We start from the raw sequence: 18,715 nt of genomic DNA, 5'->3' as shown, positions 1-18,715 counted from the left end.
ACCAGCCCAGGTCCGGCGCTCAGGACGCGGCCGATCCGCGCCTGCATCACCTCGCCCGGCTCGCCGATTTCACCCAGTTCGTCGGCGTTCAGCTGAATGGCGTCGAAGCAGGCGGCCCAGCGCTCCCACTCCGGCAGCTTCCGCGGCTGCCGCTCGCCCTTGCCGGGGCAGCCCAGAAACAGCGAGTGAAGGTCGCAGTACAGCGGCCCGGGGAACCCAGCCCGCAGCCGCTCCGCTGTCTCGAGCCCCATCTCGAAGCCGGAGAGGAAGTTGACGTACAGCGCGTCGAGGCCGGCGATGCGCGGCTCCAGTTCCTCCCACGTCCATGCGTCGACGCCCCCCGTCAGCCGTTCGCCCCGGCGGGCGGCGTCGGTGTAGCGCAGTTCCACCCGGTTGTTGGGCTCGGGGACGGTGAGGATGCCCGGGCCGGCGGACAGGCCGGGGAGCGCGGCCATGAACGCGTGCGCCTCGCCGGCCAGGTCGGCGCCCACACGGGCAAGCGGCACGATCTCCCACCCGGGCGGCCGGGCGGCGGCGGCCGCGGCGAGCGAGTAGGCCACGCCGCCCCACGTTTCGAACGCCCGCCCGGCCCGTACGTCGGCCAGGGTCCAGATGGTGTCCCAGACGAAGGTGCCGAGTACGCCCAGCTTCCGGGTGGGGGAGTGCGGGGACGCGGGGGTACCCTGGGAGTGGGTCATCCCCCCTTCCCCACCCCGAACACGTCCTCTTCGTCGATCGTCCAGATGCGGGGGGTCCCGAGTTCCAGGCTATTGCCCGCCGGATCGCGGAAGTACAGCGAGAAGCCGCCGCTTGGCCACCTGTGCTCCGTCTCGATGGGCACGCCGGCAGCCCGCAGGCGCTCGCGCCATGCATCGATCTCCTGCTCGCGCATGGCGAAGCATACGTGTCCCGGGCCCTCGCTGCCGTGGCCGGGAACCACCGCGCCTTCCCGCGTGCGTTCGGGGTTGAAGACCAGCAGCACCCGTGCGCCGCAGCGAAAGAACACGTGCCGGCCCTCCACCCGCTGCATCACCTCCAGCCCCAACACGCTCGTGTAGAAGCGCTCCGCCGCGTCCAGGTCCGACGCGTACACGCTCGCCTCCAGGATCTCTTCTGCCCGCATCGCCTTTTCTCCGGGTTCAGCCCAGGCGCGACAGGGCGTCCACCGCGTTGGGGCACAGGCGTGGCCCCGCATCCTTTCGCAGGATGGCGAGCGCGGCGTCCGGTGTCATCCCCGCGCGGTACGGGCGGTCGGCCGTGAGCGCTTCGTAGATGTCGGCCACGGCCAGGATGCGCGCCGCGGGCTCGAGCTCGTCGGCACCGACGCCCCAGGGATAGCCGCTGCCATCCAGCTTTTCGTGGTGGAGCGCCGACATCCGCGCGAATCCCTGGAAGGCGCCCACACGCGACAGGATCGCCCACGTGTGCAGCGGGTGGCGCTCGATTTCCCTGCGCTCTTCGTCATCCAGGCGACCGGGTTTTTCCAGGATGCGGCTGCTGACGCCCAGCTTGCCGATGTCGTGAAGCAGCCCGCCCAGGTGCAGCCGGCGCAGGTCCGCGTCCTCCAGGCCCATCTCCTCCCCCATCCGCACCGCGTACATCGCCACGTTCGTGGAGTGGCGGAACGTGTAGGGCGACTTGGCGTCGACAATGTCGGCGAAGGCGCCGGCGACCGTGTTGAGCATCTCCTCGTCGGCTCCGCGCCTGCGGTCGCGCGGCTCCTCCGCGACGACACGCTCCAGGATGTGCGGCTGGCGAAGCTCGCTCCACCACGCCTCGTCTCGACCCCAGCCCAGCAGTACGTCGACGAGGTCTGGATCGAACCACGTTCCGCGCCGCTGGCGGGCGACACGAAGCGCGCCGCGCCGGCCGTCGCGGGCGTGAAAGATCTCCACGCACTGCGCCAGGTTGGCGATGCGCGCCAGGAGCGGGATCTCGTGGCCGCGCTTTCCCTCCGGGTAGCCCTTGCCGCACCAGTGCTCGTCGAGGGAGCGGATGGCCTCGGCCGTTTGCGGCGGAAAGCCGAGTTGGAGCGCGATGCTCGCGCCGCGGTCGCAGCGGATCTGGATGAGGTCGCGGGTGAGGTCGTCTTCCTGGGCGATCCGGGCGAAGTGCTTCACCCGCGCCCAGAGCGGCCGCCCCGCGCCCGCCGTTGCCGCCGTCCGCAGGGCCAGCCGCCCGCGGTGGTGCCAGTCGGTGAGCTTCATCTGGTACTTGCCGCGCTGGTCGGCCGTGCCGAAGAGCGAGGCGAAGCGCTGCGCGTTGCTGGAGCAGCCCGCGTCCTTCAGCAGCAGGGCATAGTACAGTGCCGAGCGCGCCTCGGCATCCAACCCCGCCTCTTCGCCCAGCCGCATGCCGATGGCGCAGGTGCGCAGGGTGTGCCCCTGCGGCTGCCCCTCCGTCAGGTCCAGCGCGTGCGACAGCGCCGAAAGCACCTCCGACAGGCTTACCGCTGCTTCGCTGGTCTGCACCCTTCCTCCCCCGGTGTCCCGTCGTGCGGCCCGTCGATCGGTGACGAGGCCGTGGACATCACGAAGCATGGACCGGACCGCCCAGGAACGGCCAGGGCCACCCGAAGGCGGCCCTGGGTTTCGCGAGAGAAAGGGGCGCTACTCCGCGCCGCAGATGGATTCCAGTTGGGCGAAGTCCACCAGCACGTCGCGCGGCTTGGAGCCGTCGGGCGGGCCCAGGATGCCGGCTTTTTCCAGTTGGTCCATGATGCGCGCCGCGCGGCCGTAGCCGATGCGCATCCGCCGCTGCAGGAGCGAGGTGCTGCCGCCCTGGTGCTGGATGCACAGCTCCGCGGCCGTGCGGAACAGCTTGTCGCGCTCGCCCGGCTCCTCGTCGGCCTCCAGCTCGCCCGTGTCTTCCTGCGCCCGCACCTCGTCCAGGATGTTGGCCTCGACCACGTGCGACGGGTCCATCCCGCGCTCCAGCGCCTCCTGCCGGCGAAGCTGCGCCTGCTCGCGGTACCAGGCCATCAGCGCCTCGGTTTCGTCCGTCGACAGGTACGCGCCCTGGATGCGGACCGGCTCGTTGCTGGCCGGCGGCATCAGCAGCATGTCGCCGTTTCCGAGCAGCGCATCGGCGCCGTTCTGGTCCAGGATGGTGCGGCTGTCCACCTTGCTCGACACGCGGAAGGCGATACGGCTGGGGAAGTTGGCCTTGATCAGCCCCGTGATCACGTTCACCGACGGGCGCTGCGTGGCCAGGATCAGGTGGATGCCGATGGCGCGCGCCTTCTGCGCCAGCAGCGCCAGCGGCTTCTCCACCTCGCCCTGCACCGTCATCATCAGGTCGGCCAGCTCGTCGATGATGACCACGATGTACGGCAGCTCGCCGCCCTTGTAGATCCAGCGATCCGGATCGCCCTCGTCGCCGTCTGCCTCGGGGGTGCGCAGGATGGCGTTCTGCTCCACCCGCTTGTTGAAGTCGCCGATGTTGCGGACGCTGTTCACCGACAGCAGCGCGTAGCGGCGCTCCATCTCCAGCACCGCCCACTTGAGCACCGCGGCGGCGTCGTTGTTGTCCGTGACGACCGGGTGCCGCAGGTGCGGAAGGTCGTTGTACATCGAAAGCTCCACCATCTTCGGGTCCACCATCAGGAACCGCAGCGAGCGCGGCGTGTGGCGGAAGATGAGGGAGGTGATAATGGTGTTGACGCACACCGACTTGCCGGAGCCCGTGGCGCCGGCGATCAGCAGGTGGGGCATCTTGGCCAGGTCCACCACCGTTGGCCGGCCGGCGATGTCCTTGCCGAGTGCCAGCGGAAGCGCGGCCTTGGTGGCGCGGTACGCGGGCGATTCGATGGTCTCGCGGAAGTACACCATCTCGGGCGTGGGATTGGGCACCTCGACGCCCACGGCGCCCTTGCCCGGGATGGGCGCCACAATGCGCACCGAGGGCGCGCGCAGCGCCAGCGCCAGGTCAGCCTCGAGGTTGGCGATGCGCGCCACCTTCACCCCCGGCGCGGGGCTGATCTCGAACTGCGTGACCACCGGCCCCGACGTCATCCCGACGATCGATCCCTCGATCTTGAAGGTGGCCAGCTTGTCGATCAGCACCTGACCCAGCTTGTCGAGCTCCTCGCGGTTACGCGCATCGTCGCGCGGCGGCGCGGCGACGAGCATCCCCGTGGGCGGCACGTCGTTGGCGAGCGGGTCGCCGCTGTCTTCCGGGATCAGCTCCACCTGCTCGGCACTCACGCCGCGCGGGCCGGCGGGCTTGGCCGCGACTGATTTCGGCGCCGCCTTCGCCTTGGCTGCGGCGGCCACGGGCTGCGCAACCGGGACGGCGGCGACCCCGTCCAGCACGGTGGCGTCGGGATCCACCGCCACATCCTCGTCCAGTCCCTCCCAGTATCCCTCGATCTCGGCTTCCTCGAAGTCGTCCTGCACCAGCGGCGCGGGCGCGGCCCCGGGGACCGGCGGCAGCCCATCTTCCTCCTCCGCCTCGTCGGAGACGGGGCGCTTGGGGAGGAACTTCAGCGTGCTCGGCAGGGTCAGCGTGGGCTTCGGCAGGGCGACGGCGGCCTGCTTGGCCTGCGTAACGGCGAAACGCCCGCCGTGGAACATGCTGCGCAGCGGGTTCCATCCCACCGTGGCCACGCAGAGGCCCGCAAAGGCAAAGAATAGCACGATCGCGCCACCCACCGTGCCCATGGCCGAGACGAGCAGCATCGCCAGCGCCGCGCCCAGCCATCCGGCGGCAAGCGTCGGCGTTCCGGCGGTGGCCCCCAGCACACTGATCGCGCCGGGGATGATCACCATCAGCCCTGACAGCAGGAACGTCCAGCGGAACGCGGTCGCGGCCCCCATGCGGTGGTAGGCGAAGGCGCCCCAGATCCACGCCAGCAGGGGCAGCGCCACGGCACCCACGCCCAGGAACCCGATCACCGCCTGGCCCAGGTGCCGGCCGACGATTCCCACCACGTTGCCGGCCGGGAACACGCCTTCGGCGCCAACCGCGGCGACGGGGAACAGGCTCAGCGCCAGCAGCAGGCCCAGGGCGAACAGGCCCAGGCCCCACAGCTCGCGCCGCTGCTTGTCATCGAGGGTAAACACAGTGCTCACCGGTCCTGCGGGGTCACACGGAAGCGCGGAGGCGGTGGCCAGGCCGTACAGGCCCGTCCGCCGTGGGGAACAAGTGGTGAAACAAGATAGTGCGAACGGCGCTCCGGGCCAACGGGCACGTGGCGGGAGCATGATTTGACTCACCCCGCGAACCCGCCGTACCGTGTGGTCGGCCGCGCGGACCGGCATTCCCCACACACCACGACCGACGATGCGCTACTCCTATCACCTGCTGGACGTGTTCACCGACCGCGTGTTCGGCGGCAACCCGCTGGCCGTCTTCCCCGATGGCCAGGGTCTTTCCACCGAGCAGATGCAGCGCGTCGCGGCGGAGCTGAACCTGTCGGAAACGGTCTTCGTCCTGCCCCCCGAGACGCAGGCAGGGACGCGGAAGCTGCGCATTTTCACCCCCGCGGTCGAGCTTCCGTTCGCCGGGCACCCCACGGTGGGCACGGCGGTGCTGCTCGCCGAAACAGGCGCGGTGCCGGAGCACGTCGAGCACATCGTCCTCGAAGAGACGGTCGGCCCTGTCGCGGTACGCATTGCGCGCGAACCCGGCCAGCCAACCTTCGCGCAGCTCACCGCCGCCCAGGCACCGGAATTCGGACCGCCGCCTCCGGCTCCCGCGGACTTGGCGCGGGTCATCGGTTTGGATGAGTCGGACCTGCTTGACAGTGACTGGGCACCGGCGGCGGCCTCATGCGGCGTGCCGTTCCTCATCCTGCCCGTACGCTCGCTCGAAGCGCTGGCGGGCGTGCGCATGGACCAGAGCGCATGGGAGCGCGTGCTGGGGGATACCTGGGCGCCGCACCTGTACATCATCGCGCCCGGCGCGCCGGGCGTGGACCTGCGCGCGCGGATGTTCGCGCCCGCCATGGGCCTGGGCGAAGACCCGGCGACCGGGGCCGCGGCCACTGCGCTCGCCGCGCACCTTGCGCGGCGCGAGAACGGCGTCGCGACGACGCATCGATGGACGGTGGAGCAGGGCGTGGAGATGGGCCGTCCCAGCACGCTCTACCTGGAGGCGGACGTGGAAGCCGGCTCCATCTCGGCCATCCGCGTGGGCGGCAGCGCGGTTCTCGTCGGCAAGGGCTGGATGGAGATACCGTCCGATGTTTCCGCGTAACTCGTTTATGGCTCAGAACTTGAACGCGGAGAGGCCACCGGTGTAAGGGAGCGTGGATGGGGACCGGGTGCTCGGAACAGGAGAGGCTGATTGTCGATAGGAATGCTGAGATCCGCGCATAGATTCGCGTTCGTTACCCTCACCCTGCTTCTCACGGCCGGGTGCCTGGACAACGTGGGGCCGGTCGCCCCGGAGCCTGAGCCCGATCCGCGCGTCACGACCCCACACGCGGACCAGGCGCTCTTCCTGGAGGCCGCCCGCGCGGCCTGGCTGTACGCTGACACTCAGTACCAGCCGGCGACCGGGCTGATCAACTCCGTCCACGACTACAAGTACGCCACCATCTGGGACATCGCCAGCGGGCTGTCGGCGATGTACTGCGCCAACCGCCTGGGGCTGCTGCCGCGCACGGAGTACGACACGCGGATGAGCCGGGCGCTCAAGACGCTGGAGACGATGCCCCTGTTCGACGGGGCCGTGTTCAGCAAGAACTACCGGACTCCCACGGCCGCCATCGCCGGGCGTGACGACCGCGACGTGAGTTCGTCGGAGCGTGGCACGGGGTGGTCGGCCACCGACGTCGGACGGCTGCTCATCTGGCTGCGCATCATCGCCGAAAAGCAGCCCCAGTACGCCGCCGAGATCAGCCGCATCGTCGCGCGGCTGGACCTGGACCGCGTGGTGGCCGATGGGTACCTGTGGGGCACGGACGTGGATGCCGCCGGAACCGTGCGGCGCTATCGCGAGGGCCGGCTGGGCTACGAGCAGTACGCGGCGCGCGGCTTCGAACTGTGGGGCTACCCCGCCCCGCGCGCGTTGAGCCTGTCGGAGAACACCTTTCCCATCGAGGTGCTGGGTGTGCCGCTGCTGGCGGATCGCCGCGGAGACGAGCACCTGACCAGCGAGCCGTTCGTCCTGGCCGGGCTCGAGGTCGGGTGGAACGCGGAGATGCGCGGGCTTTCGGAACGCGTGCTGAAGGTGCAGGAGGAGCGGTTCAAGCGCACGGGTCAGATGACGATGGTCAGCGAGGACCACGTTCCGGTGGCGCCCTGGTACTTCTTCTACTACTCCATCAACCACCACGGCCACCAGTTCGTGGTGAACGTTCAGGGCTCCGCCGTGGACCTGCACGATCCCCGATGGATCAGCGCCAAGGCGGCGTACGCATGGCACGCGCTGCTTCCCCGCGGCTACACGCGGAGCGCGGTGGATGCGGTCGCCGCCGCGCGCACGGGGCGCGGGTGGAGTTCCGGCGTGTACGAGAAGGGACGTGGAAGCACGGGCAGCGAGAACATCAACACCGCCGCCATCATCCTGCAGGCCGCGTTGTACAGCCGCACGGGCCTGCCGCTGATCGACTAGCGAGTCACGCGGACGGACAACGGACGGGCTCGGCCGAGATTACGGCCGAGCCCGTTTCCGTCTTGCTCCGTTCCACACGCGCCGGTACACTTGCCTTCGATGCAGATCGATGCCACCCCGATCCCGTGCACCAGACCCATGCCTGCCGACCGCGACCTCGAAAAGACGTATTCCCGCGCCCAGTTCGTCCAGAAGCTGAGGCGCCTGGCCGACGCCATCGAAACCGGAAAGCCGTTCAACATCCAGGTAGCCGGCGAGCGCCTGCGCATCCCTGCCACCGCCGACTTCAACATCGAGCACGAGCGCGAGGGCACCTCGGAAGAGCTGGAGTTCCAGCTCCGCTGGACCCGCGACGCGGACTGATTCTCTCCACTCCAACGATAGCAAAGGGGCAGGCCGAAGCCTGCCCCGTGTCTCTGCGGCAGCCGCTCACCTTTGCCCTCGGCCGCTTACCGTAGACCAATGCTGGCGCCGGAGCAAGTTGGCCAGCTATGCCGGTACTACCTCCTCGAACAAGGTTGGCTGTCCGGACCGGATACGGACGTAGACTGGCTCGATTCCCAGTTCCTCTCCGGCGGGGCTCACCCGAATGGCCGGCGCCGCGAACTCCGTCGGCTGCTCACTGCTTGGTATCATCAGCCGACGGGCTGGCTCAGAACCGACGTAGAGGTGCCGTACCTCGACAGTACGCCCACTGTTCGCGCGCACCCTGACACTCCGATCAAGAGTTATCTTCCAGAGCGACTGGAACGGCCCCAGGGGAAGTCCCACCCTCACCAGTTCCGGGACCTCGCTCACCAGCGCCCCCGTGAGGCGTCCGACTCCTGCGACGGCTTCCTCGGGGGCGGGGAGCGAAGCAAGGTTGGGGCTCGTCGCGTTGGCCGAAACACCATGCGAAACGAACTCGTTTCCACGCTGCACCGGACGGTGGACCTTTCCCTCGGCATCGATTTCAACCTCCGTCGCGTATGCGGCGACCGCCACCAGCAGCACAGCCGATCGTCCGGACATCATCCGCACGAGGTAGTAGGGTCCGAAGCCCCGGCCATACGCAGAGTGATATCCGTCGGGGAAAGGCTCGTACGGAGTGGAGGCGTAGAAGACCCGGGGGTCCGCCCGCAAGCCCGTGAGGTCGATCGCCCCCCCGCGGTCCTTCTCCCAGTAGGGTTTCAGCGCGTCGCCAAAGCTCGCCACGTACGCCGACGCGAGCAACCGCGCCCGCTCCGGCGAGATGATCGGCCGCGTAGACGGAGGAGCAGGTGGCGCAAGGGCGAAGAGGCCATCGGCGGTCAACGCCTCCGCGGCAGCCCCCGTGACGAACGGCCGGACGTCAACCGGATCGTCGGGACCAGAAATATCCGGTCCGTCGCACGCTCCGAGCAGGAGCGAGCATGCGATCCACAGCAGCGAGGCAGTCAGTCTGATCGAAAAGGTCAGCATCGCATCTCCGGGCAAAGATACTGCAGTTGCCGAACACCGCCGGCGCGGCTTCGTTTCACAGTTGTGCGTGCAACATACCCGGCAATCCGGGAGACTGGGAGAGGGTTCATCGACACTCTGCCGGCCCCTGTCCAGGCATCTACCGCCGGGCAGATCAGCCGCTGGCCTAGCAGGTCACCGCCGGCGGAACGGGCTCGCAGGTGCCATCGCCACTTCCGATGCCTGTGACGAAGACCGATTCACTGTCGAACGCGCCCGCGCCATCGCGCATCTGGACCTGCAGGTTGTGCCCACTCTCCCCGGTATAGCCGCTCCAGACCGCGCCGCTGCCTACCCACTGGCCGTCGAGGTACCAGTTGAACGTGTAGGAACCGGTGCCACCCAGACCACTGGCGGTCCAGCTCCCGCCATTCTGGCTAGAGTAGACGAGAGTCGGACCGTCCATTAAAGCCTGCACACCACCCACATCGGCAGCGAGGACAGCGGCCCTAGTACTCCACGTCTGATCAGTCACCTCAACGCGGAGGTCGAAGTCCGTCGTACCCGCATTGCCCGTGTAAGACGAGCCATTACCCACTGGGCTCCCGTCGCGATACCACTGGTACATATAACCCGGAGTGCCACCAGAAGTTGGCGCATACCAGGTATGGGTGGTATTGGGGGATGGGATCACCGTTCCAGTGAGCTTCGTGGCAAGCGAAGATTGCTGGTACGTGAGCTTCGTTTGACCGTAAGCGGTCTTTGAAAAGTCGCTGCTGAACGCCCGAAAGGTTCCCACGTCATAGTCGTCGAATGTTTTCTTCCCGGTCGCGGCGATGTACTCGTCACTCGGTTCGGCGATGCCGCCGAAGAAGAAGGAAGCGTCCTCTGCAAGCGTCTCACCCTTTGAGTTCTTTATCGTAACGGTCGCTTCGAAGAAGTCCACGTCACCGAGATCGTAAACCCTAGCCGCCGCGTACTTCTTCTCAGTCCCCGGGCTCGCGAGCGGCACCGGACAGTCAGCCGGGATAATCAGCTGGTAGTCGAGATGGTACACGTTGCTTAACGGGTCCTTCCCAATGACCGGGCAGTTGCGGATCACGGGTGTACACGCCGCCAAGCTGCTCTGCAGTGCCACTGCCAGCAGCAGGATGAGTTTGCGAGTCATGGTTCAGGCCCCCCCTTCTTCCGAAACGATAGGCTGAAAGGAAACGACTGCACCTTCCCGAATGGGGACGTCGACGATCTGGTTACGTTCCACTCCGGCCTCCGCCCGGATGGCCGGGACCGGTTCAGACCGTGCGATCAAGGGTAAGGGTATCATCATTCGGCGCTCACGCTCAGGCCCGACGTAAACTTCGCGGACGCGTGCGTGTGCGCGATTCCGGCCCACGCCAACACCGACCTCGCGGTCCAGCGTCAGCTTCCACATGGCCGAAGCGGGAGCATACGGCATCCCTACGCGCACGAGTTCCGGGGTCCGGGCGATCCGCGCACCCGTTGACTTTGCAACGAACGCGACAGCCTCCTCCGGAGACACGAGGCGGAAACGGGCAGTGTCCAACGGGAGTCCTCTTGAAACGAACTCGTTCCCCCGCTGCACTGGACGCTGGATGAACCCCCGGCGATCGACCGTAGTCTGGGTCGCGTAAGCCGCCACAGAGATGAGGAGCACCGGCTTGCCGCCCGACGTCAGCGGGACGAGGTAGTACGGCCCGAAGCCACGCTGGAATGCCGGGTGGTACCCTGCCGGGAAGGTCCCGTATGGCGTTCCGGCGTACAGGACCTGCGATCCAACCTGCAGGGCGGCCAGATCGATAGGCGCTCCCCGGTCCTCCTCCCATGCCGCCTTGAGTGAGGGGCCGAAGCTTCTCACGTACGCGAGCGCGAGTTCGCCAGCACGCTCCGGGGTTATCACGGGGTGATCACCAGTAGTGGCCGGCTGGTCCAATGAGAAAAGGCCTTCCGCGTTGATACCTGCCGCGGCCTCACCGGTCACATACTGGCTGAGCCCGGGAGGCACAGCCGCGGGCCCCGCGACCGGCATCTCCGGTTGATCGCACCCGGCGAGCAGCGCCACTGCGACGCATCCGGCCGCGAAACCACGGAGGGGCTGCGCCTTCTTGGGCGTTGGGAGAAGGGGAGAGGTAAACATGGGACGCACGAGGGAGAAGGTGGGGGGTGAGCGCGTGGCGCGGCGGCTTACGCCGATTTTGTCAGTATAGGCGTGCGTATTATTTCCGACAAGCCTTTCTTTAGGAGTGCCTTCACGCGAGTGCGTTGGGATTGTTCGTGCCGAAAGGAGGAGACCGAATGCTGGTTCCTGGAGTGGTGTCGGCATACGAATACGAAGCGGCCCCGCGCGTGAAGGCGCGGGGCCGCTTTCGTGTCGCCTCCGTCAGCTCAGACCGCGGCGGGCGCGGCCAAGGTGACCTGACGGTCGTGGAGCACGGGCACCGCGTCGCGCAGGTCCCGCTGCGCGCAGTACGCCAGGTCGTCGCCCAGCCCCGCCTCCAGGATGGAGCGGCCGGCGGCGGTGACGGGAAAGAGCTTGGCCGGGTCGGGGTACTCGTCGGCCAGGGCCAGCGCGGCCAGCGCGCCGTCGTTCAGCTCCCACTCCTCGTCGGGAAGCGCCTTCATCACGGCCGCGGCGAGCTGCCCCGCGCACACGGCGTCTTCCAGGCCGAACACCCGCTCGCGCCCGGCGCAGAGCAGCACGGGCTCGGCCCCGGTCCGCACCAGGTCGTCGACCACCGCCTGGAAGTTGAGCCACGAGGCCACCACCACCCGCGCCCCAACCGAGGCCGCCGTCAACGCCATGGTGCCGTTGGTGGTCGACATCACCACGATCTTTCCCCCGATGCGCTCGGCCGTGAACTCGCCCGGCGAGTTGCCCAGGTCGAAGCCCTCGATGGGCAGGCACTTGCGCTCGCCCGCCAGCAGCACCTCGTCGCGGCCCAGCGTGTTCGCCAGGCGGATGGCTTCCTCGATGGTGCCCACGGGGAAGAGCGCCCGCGCGCCCGCCGCCAGCGCCTCGACGATGCTGCTGGACGCGCGCAGCACGTCCAGCACCACCACGGTGCGCTCGGCGATCTCCCCCGGAACCAGCTCGCCGGGGGTCAACAGCACATCCAGCCTCATCTCAGGAACCCGCCCGTTCGGCCATCCACCGCTCCAGGAACTTCGTGTCGACCTCGCCGGCCACGAAGTCGGGGTTGTCCATCACCTGCCGCAGGAACGGGATGGTGGTGTGCACGCCCTCGATCACCGTTTCGGCCAGCGCGCGCCGCATCCGCGCGATCGCCTCGACGCGGTTGGGCGCGTGCACGATGATCTTGGCCAGCAACGAGTCGTAGAAGGGCGGCACGCGGTAGCCGCTGTACACGTGCGTATCCACCCGCACCCCCGGCCCGCCGGGGGCGTTGAACACCGAGATGGTGCCCGGCGACGGCGCGAAGTTGCGCGACGGGTCTTCGGCGTTGATGCGGCACTCGATGGCGTGGCCGCGCAGCTGGATCTCGGCGTCGGGAAGCGACAGCGGCAGGCCGGCGGCCGCGCGGATCTGCTCCTTCACCAGGTCGAACCCCGTGCACATCTCGGTGACCGGGTGCTCCACCTGGATGCGCGTGTTCATCTCCATGAAGTAGAACGAGTTGTCCTCGTTCAGCAGCATCTCGATGGTCCCCGCGCCCACGTAGTCGATGGCCTTGGCGCCCGCCACCGCGGCGTCGCCCATGGCCTGGCGCAGCTCCGGCGACAGCGCGGGAGAGGGCGCCTCTTCCAGCAGCTTCTGGTGCCGCCGCTGGATGCTGCAGTCGCGCTCGCCCAGGTGGATCACGCGGCCGTGCGCGTCGCCCAGGATCTGGAACTCGATGTGGCGGGGACGCGCCAGGTACTTTTCGATGTACACCGAGTCGTCGTTGAACGCCGACGACGCCTCGGCGCGGGCCATGCCGAAGGCGGCGACGAACTCGTCCTCGCTCGCCGCCACCCGCATACCCTTGCCGCCACCGCCGGCGGCGGCCTTGATCAGCACGGGAAAGCCGATCTCGCGCGCGGCGGCCAGCGCCTCTTCCGCGTCGGCGATGGCGTCGGTGCCGGGAACGATGGGCACGCCCGTTTCGCGCATGGTGCGCCGGGCCGTGGCCTTGTCGCCCATCATGCGGATCTGCTGCGGCGTGGGGCCGATGAAGGTGATCTCGCTGGCCTCGCAGATCTCCGAGAACTCGGCGTTCTCCGCCAGGAACCCGTAGCCCGGGTGGATGGCGTCGGCGCCGGTGATCTCGGCCGCGGCGATGATGCGCGGGATGTTCAGGTAGCTTTCGCGCGCCGACGGCGGGCCGATGCACACGTCTTCGTCGGCGAAGCGCACGTGCAGGCTTTCGCGGTCGGCCTCGCTGTAGACGGCCACCGTGCGGATGCCCAGCTCGCGGCAGGCGCGGATCACGCGGAGGGCGATTTCGCCCCGGTTCGCGATGAGAACTTTGCGGAACACGTCGTCTATCTTTTCAGGCGTCGCGCCGGCCCGTCCAGTCCACTTCCTGCTCGCCGGGCTGAACTCCCGACACGCGCAGGGCGAACTCGGACGGGTTCGACGCGTAGTGCATGGCCCACTCGTAGCTGATCCACCCGCGCGAATACAGGTCCAGCAGCGACTGGTCGAAGGTCTGCATCCCGTACTGCACGCGGCCGTCGGCGATCAGGTCGGGGATGGACTGCGAATCGTCGCCCGTGCGGATGAGCTGCGCGATGGCGGCGGTGTTCACCAGCACCTCGGCGGCGGGAACGCGCCCCGGCCGGTCGGCGCGGGGGATCAGGCGAAGCGAGACCACCGCGCGCAGCGCGTTGGCCAGCATTCCCCGGATCTCCTGGTGCTGGTGAGGCGGAAAGAACGAGATGATGCGGCCGATGGTCTGCGCCGCGTCGGCCGTGTGAAGCGTGCTGAGCACCAGGTGCCCCGTGTCGGCGGCCTTGAGCACCGTTTCCATCGACGGCCGGTCGCGGATTTCCCCCAGCATGATGACGTCGGGGTCCTGCCGCAGCACGTGGCGCAGCGCGTCGTGGAACGAGTGCGTGTCCGCCCCCACCTCGCGCTGGCTGACGATGGAGCGCACGTCGCGGTGAAGGAACTCGATGGGATCCTCGACCGTGACGATGTTCACCGCCCGCCGCTCGTTCAGGTGGCGGATCATCGCCGCGAGCGTGGTCGATTTGCCGGAGCCGGTGACCCCCGTCACCAGCACCAGCCCGCGGGGGGTGACGGCGATCTGCTCCAGCACGGGGGGCAGGTCCAGCGTTTCCAGCCCGGGGACCTCGAAGGGAATGCCGCGTAGGGCCATCCCCAGCGTGCCGCGCTGCTGGAAGATGTTGGCCCGGAAGCGCCCCAGCCCCTGCACGCCGATGGCGAAGTCGATTTCCTTGCGCTCGGCGAACTCTTCGCGCTGGCGGGGGTTCAGCGTCTGCTCGCTGCACCGCTTCAGGTCGTCGGGGCGGAGGACGGGGAGGTCGGTTTCCACCAGCTCGCCGTTGACGCGCACCACCGGCGGGCGGCCCACCTTCAGGTGAAGGTCGGAGCCGCCGCGCCTGACCAGGTCGGCCAGCGCATCTCGCAGGCTGAACTCGCGGCCGCCGCCCGGCTTGGCGACGGCCACCCCCTCCGCCGTGCTCACGCCGGGTCGAGGCGGAACAGGACCTGTCCGTACTCCACGGGCTCGCCGTTCTCCACCAGGATCTCGCGGATGGTGCCGGCGGTGTCGGCGGGAAGCTCGTTCATCAGCTTCATCGCCTCCAGGATGCAGAGCGTCTGCCCCTTGCCCACGCGCGTGCCCACTTCCACGTACGACGGTGCCTCGGGCGCCGGCGAGCGGTAGAAGGTGCCCACCATGGGCGACTTGATCTCTACCAGGTTGCTGGCCGGGGCGGCCGGCGCGGCGGCGCCCGCGGCGGGGGCGGCGCTGGGCGCGGCGGCGGCGGGCGCCGGGGCGGCCGCGGGAGCCGCGGGAGCCGCATGGGCCACCGGCGCGGGGAGGGCGGCGGCGGCCACGGGGGCGGGGGGCGGCGTCTTGTTGATCCGGATGCGGGTGCCGCCGCGGCTGATCTCCATCGAGTCGATGCCGCTGGCGTCCACCGCGTCGATCAGGCCGCGCAGGAAGTCGAGATCGATCATTTCGCGCGCTCGATGTACTTGTCTTCACGCCGGTCGACGCGGATGACGTCGCCCTCGTTCAGGAACAGCGGCACCTGCACCACCGCGCCGGTTTCCAGCGTGGCCGGCTTGGTGCCGCCGGTCGCCGTGTCGCCGCGCACGCCCGGGTCGGTCTGGGTGACGGTGAGCGTGACGAAGAAGGGCAGCTCCACGGAGATCACCTTTTCGCCGTGCAGCAGCCCGTCCACCTCCATGCCGTCCTTCAGGTACTTCAGCTGGTCTTCGCCGATGACCTCGGCCGTCAGGGCCACGTCGTCGAACGACTGCGAGTCCATGAAGTGGTACAGGTGGCCGTCGGTGTAGCTGTACGTCATGGGCCGGTGCTCCAGGCGCACCTCGTCGATGCGCTCGCCCGCCCGGAACGTCTTTTCCAGCACGTTGCCGGTAAGGACGTTGCGAAGCTTGCTGCGCACCACCGTGTTGCCCTTCCCCGGCTTGTGATGCTGGAACCACATGATGGTCCACAGCGTCCCATCCATGTTGATGGTCATTCCGTTCCGGAAATCGGCCGTCGTCGCCACGAATTCTCCTTTAACAGAGTGCGTTAGTGCGGGAGTGCGTTAGTGCGGAAGTTCGTCTGTTTACTACCGCACTCACGCACTCGACGCACTCACGCACTTCGGTTCAAATGGTTCACCAGGGCCCGAAGCCCCAGCAGGTAGCTGTCCACGCCGAAGCCCGAGACTACGCCCACCGCCCCGGCCGCCAGGTACGACCGGTGCCGGAAGCGCTCCCGGGCAAACACGTTGCTAAGATGCACCTCCACGTACGGCCGCGCCACTCCCGCCAGCGCGTCGGCGATGGCCACGCTGGTGTGCGTGTACGCCGCCGCGTTCACCACGAACCCGTCCACCCGGGCCGCGGCGGCCTGGATGTGGTCCACCAGCGTGCCCTCGCCGTTGCCCTGGAACGAGCTCACCTGCACGCCCAGTTCGCGCCCGAGCGCCTGCAGCGCCTGGTCCACGTCGGCCAGCGTGGCGCGGCCGTACACCTCCGGCTCGCGGGTGCCCAACAGGTTCAGGTTGGGCCCATGGACGACCTCGATGTTCACCGCTTCAGGCTCTGCAGCCAGGCCTGGAAGCTTTCCAGGTCCTCATCGTCTTCGTCCTGCGCGCCCGCGGCCGGCGCGGGCGCGGAAGGCGCGGCCGGCGGCGGGGTGGGCGGCGCGAACGCCGACGGAGGCGGCGTGTACGGCCCTGGATCCAGCGCGGGGAAGCTCGTCGGCAGCGGCTCCGGCGTCGGCGTCGGGGCGGGCGCGGGCTCCGGCGCCGCCGCGGCGGGCGCGGCCGGTGCGCTCCCCGCGAAGAAGTCTTCGAAGCTGAATCCCCCCGCCGATTCGGCGGGGGCGGGCTCCGCCGGCTCGGCCGGAAGCTCCCACGGCAGCAGTCCCTCGTCGTCCGCCTGCGCCGGATCCTGCGCGGCGGGCGTGCTCTCGGCAGAGCGCGTGCCGCCGACGAGTTCGTCGCTCAGTTCGAACGCTTCCAGGTCCACCGGCGACGGGGGCGCGGCCGGCGCGGCCCAGGGCTCGTCCAGGTCCAGCGGCTCCAACTCCGCCGCCAGCGGCTCCGGCTCGGCCACCGGCGGGCCCGCGACCGGTACGTCGCCCGGGAACGCCCAGGGCTCGTCGTCCGCGCGGGCGGGCGCATCGATCACCGCGTCCGTCCCAACCTCCGCGAAGCTCAACCCGTCCAGCGCGGCGGGCTCCTCCAGCGGCGCCGTCTCCGCACCCGCCAGGTACGCGTCGATCGAGGACGGCTCGTCCGCCGCGGCGGACTCGTCCAGGGGCGCGGTGTCGGCCCCTGTCAGGTACGCGTCGATGGGCGAAGGCTCATCCACCGGCGGCTCGATCGCGGGGAACCCGGGCTCCGCAAGGGCGTCGGCGTGCGCCGGCGGCTCGTCCGCCGCGCCGAAACCGAGGTCCCCCGTACCGGCGTCGAACGACGAGTCGTCTCCTGGGTCCGCATCCAGATCGGCTGCCGGGGCGATGCTCAGCGTGCCGTCATCGACAGAGGCCTCGTAGGTCGGCGTCTCGACGGCGGTCTGGCCGGGGGTCCACGAGAGCAGCGACTGGAAGTAGCTGGCCATCGTGGAACCAGCGGGGGCCGCGGGGGCCGCGGGGGCCGCGGCGGCCAGCGGCAGGTCGTCTTCGTCGTCCCCCTCGTCAAGCGGGGCGGCGGCGATGGTCCAGTCGGCGCTCAGGTCGGCGACCTCCTCGGCGGAGGCGGGGATGTGCAGTTCGCCCCCGTCGTCCGCCACCACGATCAGGTCGAATCCCGCCGCCTCCGTGGGCGTCACCGTCGGCGGCTCCCATGCGTCCCGCTCTCCGTACACGTCCGCGGACGCCATGGCCGGCTCGGGCAGCGCGGCATCGTCCCCGCCGTCGAACCCGTTCGCGAAGGAGTCCGCGAAAGGGTCGGCCGAGGAGGATCCGACTGCGGGGGTCGTCGCAAGCGTGTCGAAGGACGGCGTGTCGAAGGACGGTACCGGGGCATCTGCAGACTCGGGTTCGTCCGGCGCGCCGAAGTCCACCGTACCGAGCGAGGGCGAGAGGCCCGTGTCCGGCAGCGCGGCCGGGGTTCCACCCGCCGCGAAGGCATCCACGCCGGCCAACCAGTCGGGCGCGGCCTCTTCCTCGTCGCTCGCGCCGAAGGCGGAGGGTCCCGCGGGCTGCGCGGCGCCGCCGGCCTGCGCCTCGATCTCCGCCAAGCGGCGCACCAGCCCCGGCTCCGGGCCGCGCTGGTCGATGAGGGTGCGGTACGTGTCGGCCGCGCGGTCAAGCAGACCCTGGCTGGCGTACAGCTCGGCCATCGTTTCGGTCACCACCTCGTGGTCGACGTCGTCGTGGTGGTCGGCCCCGTGGTCGTGCCCGGCGGAGTCGTCGCCCATGTCCAGCAGCGGGAGCCCGGCCCCGGCGAGCGGCGCGTTCAGCAGCGAATCGTCATCGTACGGCGAGGCGTCGGCCGCGGCGCTCTCGCCCACGTCCTCGCGCGCATCCACGTCCAGCCATCCGCCGGAATCATCCGCGGGGGCGGAAGGCGCATCCTCGCCCGAGGATGCGGCGCCCTGGGACGTCGTGTCCAGGTCCAGGCTCCCGAACCCGAACGCGTCGAACCCATCATCGGCGTTGGACGGCGCGGGGGCCGCGGCGGGGGCGCCGTCGTCGATGGCGATGTCCCCCCACGTGTCCAGCCCGGCGGTGGCGTCGGCCCCGTCGGACGGTGCCGGGGCAAGGTCCACCATCCCGAACTCGCCACGGTCCGCATCATCCGCGAAGCCCGCGTCGGCGCCGCCGGCCACGGGCAGCTCCTCGCCCGCGCCGCCCCAGCTGGTGCCCACCTGCACCGGCTCGTCCACGGTGGCCGCGTCGGCGCCGGGGCGGTCCAGGGCCGCGAGGGCGGCGCGGGCGTCGGCGTTGACGGGATCCACCGACAGCAGCTCGCCGTACCAGCGCCGCGCCTCGTCTACCCGGCCGTTGGCCTGCGCCATCTCGGCCAGGGTGCGCAGGGCGATCAGGTTCTGCGCGTCGATGGA

At 69.4% G+C, this 18,715-nt stretch carries 16 protein-coding genes and 1 pseudogene; 3 read left to right on the top strand and 14 right to left on the bottom strand.

What is annotated here, in order from left to right:
- The 4 genes from VIB55_RS04075 to VIB55_RS04060 form a co-directional block, all read right to left on the bottom strand.
- Window positions 1–698 (bottom strand): hypothetical protein (locus VIB55_RS04075; protein ID WP_331875392.1); only part of this gene is annotated, 698 nt, incomplete at its 3' end.
- On the bottom strand, window positions 695–1,123 hold the full coding sequence (locus VIB55_RS04070; RefSeq protein WP_331875391.1) for a VOC family protein: 429 nt from the start codon (window positions 1,121–1,123) through the stop codon (window positions 695–697). The genes VIB55_RS04070 and VIB55_RS04075, both read right to left, overlap by 4 nt.
- Window positions 1,124–1,139: 16 nt before the next feature.
- Complete coding sequence (locus VIB55_RS04065; RefSeq protein WP_331875390.1) at window positions 1,140–2,471, bottom strand: HD-GYP domain-containing protein; 1,332 nt, start codon at window positions 2,469–2,471, stop codon at window positions 1,140–1,142.
- 138 nt (window positions 2,472–2,609) lie between these two features.
- Entirely contained in the window at window positions 2,610–5,072 is a 2,463-nt protein-coding gene (locus VIB55_RS04060; RefSeq protein ID WP_331875389.1) for a DNA translocase FtsK, read from the bottom strand.
- 211 nt (window positions 5,073–5,283) lie between these two features.
- Between VIB55_RS04060 and VIB55_RS04055 the strand changes: the two genes are divergently transcribed.
- The 3 genes from VIB55_RS04055 to VIB55_RS04045 all read left to right on the top strand — a co-directional run bounded on the left by VIB55_RS04055 (window position 5,284) and on the right by VIB55_RS04045 (window position 7,923).
- Window positions 5,284–6,198 (top strand): PhzF family phenazine biosynthesis protein, encoded by a 915-nt coding sequence (locus VIB55_RS04055; RefSeq protein ID WP_331875388.1) that lies wholly within the window; start codon window positions 5,284–5,286, stop codon window positions 6,196–6,198.
- Between the two features lie 102 nt (window positions 6,199–6,300).
- Window positions 6,301–7,560 carry a DUF3131 domain-containing protein gene (locus VIB55_RS04050; protein WP_331875387.1) on the top strand — a complete coding sequence of 420 codons (1,260 nt, stop codon included), beginning with the start codon at window positions 6,301–6,303 and terminating at the stop codon, window positions 7,558–7,560.
- Between the two features lie 138 nt (window positions 7,561–7,698).
- The gene (locus VIB55_RS04045; RefSeq protein WP_331875386.1) at window positions 7,699–7,923 is read left to right on the top strand and encodes an amphi-Trp domain-containing protein; all 225 of its coding nucleotides are present in this window, start codon (window positions 7,699–7,701) and stop codon (window positions 7,921–7,923) included.
- 126 nt (window positions 7,924–8,049) lie between these two features.
- Here VIB55_RS04045 and VIB55_RS04040 read toward each other — a convergent pair whose 3' ends face one another.
- The 10 genes and pseudogenes from VIB55_RS04040 to VIB55_RS03995 form a co-directional block, all read right to left on the bottom strand.
- On the bottom strand, window positions 8,050–9,000 hold the full coding sequence (locus VIB55_RS04040; RefSeq protein WP_331875385.1) for a hypothetical protein: 951 nt from the start codon (window positions 8,998–9,000) through the stop codon (window positions 8,050–8,052).
- Window positions 9,001–9,166: 166 nt separating this feature from the next.
- On the bottom strand, window positions 9,167–10,147 hold the full coding sequence (locus tag VIB55_RS04035) for a hypothetical protein (protein ID WP_331875384.1): 981 nt from the start codon (window positions 10,145–10,147) through the stop codon (window positions 9,167–9,169).
- Between the two features lie 3 nt (window positions 10,148–10,150).
- Window positions 10,151–11,059, bottom strand: a complete 909-nt coding sequence (locus VIB55_RS04030; protein ID WP_331875383.1) for a hypothetical protein — start codon at window positions 11,057–11,059, stop codon at window positions 10,151–10,153.
- 323 nt (window positions 11,060–11,382) lie between these two features.
- A complete protein-coding gene (locus tag VIB55_RS04025; RefSeq protein WP_331875382.1) occupies window positions 11,383–12,120 on the bottom strand; it encodes a 2-phosphosulfolactate phosphatase in 738 nt (245 codons plus the stop codon).
- Window position 12,121: 1 nt separating this feature from the next.
- The gene (accC, locus tag VIB55_RS04020) at window positions 12,122–13,474 is read right to left on the bottom strand and encodes an acetyl-CoA carboxylase biotin carboxylase subunit (RefSeq protein WP_331875381.1); all 1,353 of its coding nucleotides are present in this window, start codon (window positions 13,472–13,474) and stop codon (window positions 12,122–12,124) included.
- 13 nt (window positions 13,475–13,487) lie between these two features.
- The gene (locus VIB55_RS04015; RefSeq protein ID WP_331875380.1) at window positions 13,488–14,648 is read right to left on the bottom strand and encodes a type IV pilus twitching motility protein PilT; all 1,161 of its coding nucleotides are present in this window, start codon (window positions 14,646–14,648) and stop codon (window positions 13,488–13,490) included.
- A complete protein-coding gene (accB, locus tag VIB55_RS04010; RefSeq protein ID WP_349262990.1) occupies window positions 14,645–15,142 on the bottom strand; it encodes an acetyl-CoA carboxylase biotin carboxyl carrier protein in 498 nt (165 codons plus the stop codon). The genes VIB55_RS04015 and accB overlap by 4 nt, the downstream gene beginning before the upstream one ends.
- Window positions 15,142–15,705 (bottom strand): elongation factor P, encoded by a 564-nt coding sequence (gene efp, locus VIB55_RS04005; protein WP_331875378.1) that lies wholly within the window; start codon window positions 15,703–15,705, stop codon window positions 15,142–15,144. The genes accB and efp overlap by 1 nt, the downstream gene beginning before the upstream one ends.
- Window positions 15,706–15,794: 89 nt before the next feature.
- Window positions 15,795–16,235, bottom strand: coding sequence for a type II 3-dehydroquinate dehydratase (gene aroQ / locus VIB55_RS04000; RefSeq protein WP_331875377.1), 441 nt, complete (start codon window positions 16,233–16,235; stop codon window positions 15,795–15,797).
- Window positions 16,232–18,715, bottom strand: a pseudogene (locus VIB55_RS03995) (hypothetical protein); the annotation flags it as partial. The pseudogene VIB55_RS03995 and the gene aroQ, both read right to left, overlap by 4 nt.

The sequence above is a fragment of the Longimicrobium sp. genome (assembly GCF_036554565.1).
In the GTDB taxonomy this organism is placed as follows: domain Bacteria; phylum Gemmatimonadota; class Gemmatimonadetes; order Longimicrobiales; family Longimicrobiaceae; genus Longimicrobium.
Note: the sequence above shows the minus strand (reverse complement) of the source record. Positions and strands in the feature narration are given on the sequence as shown.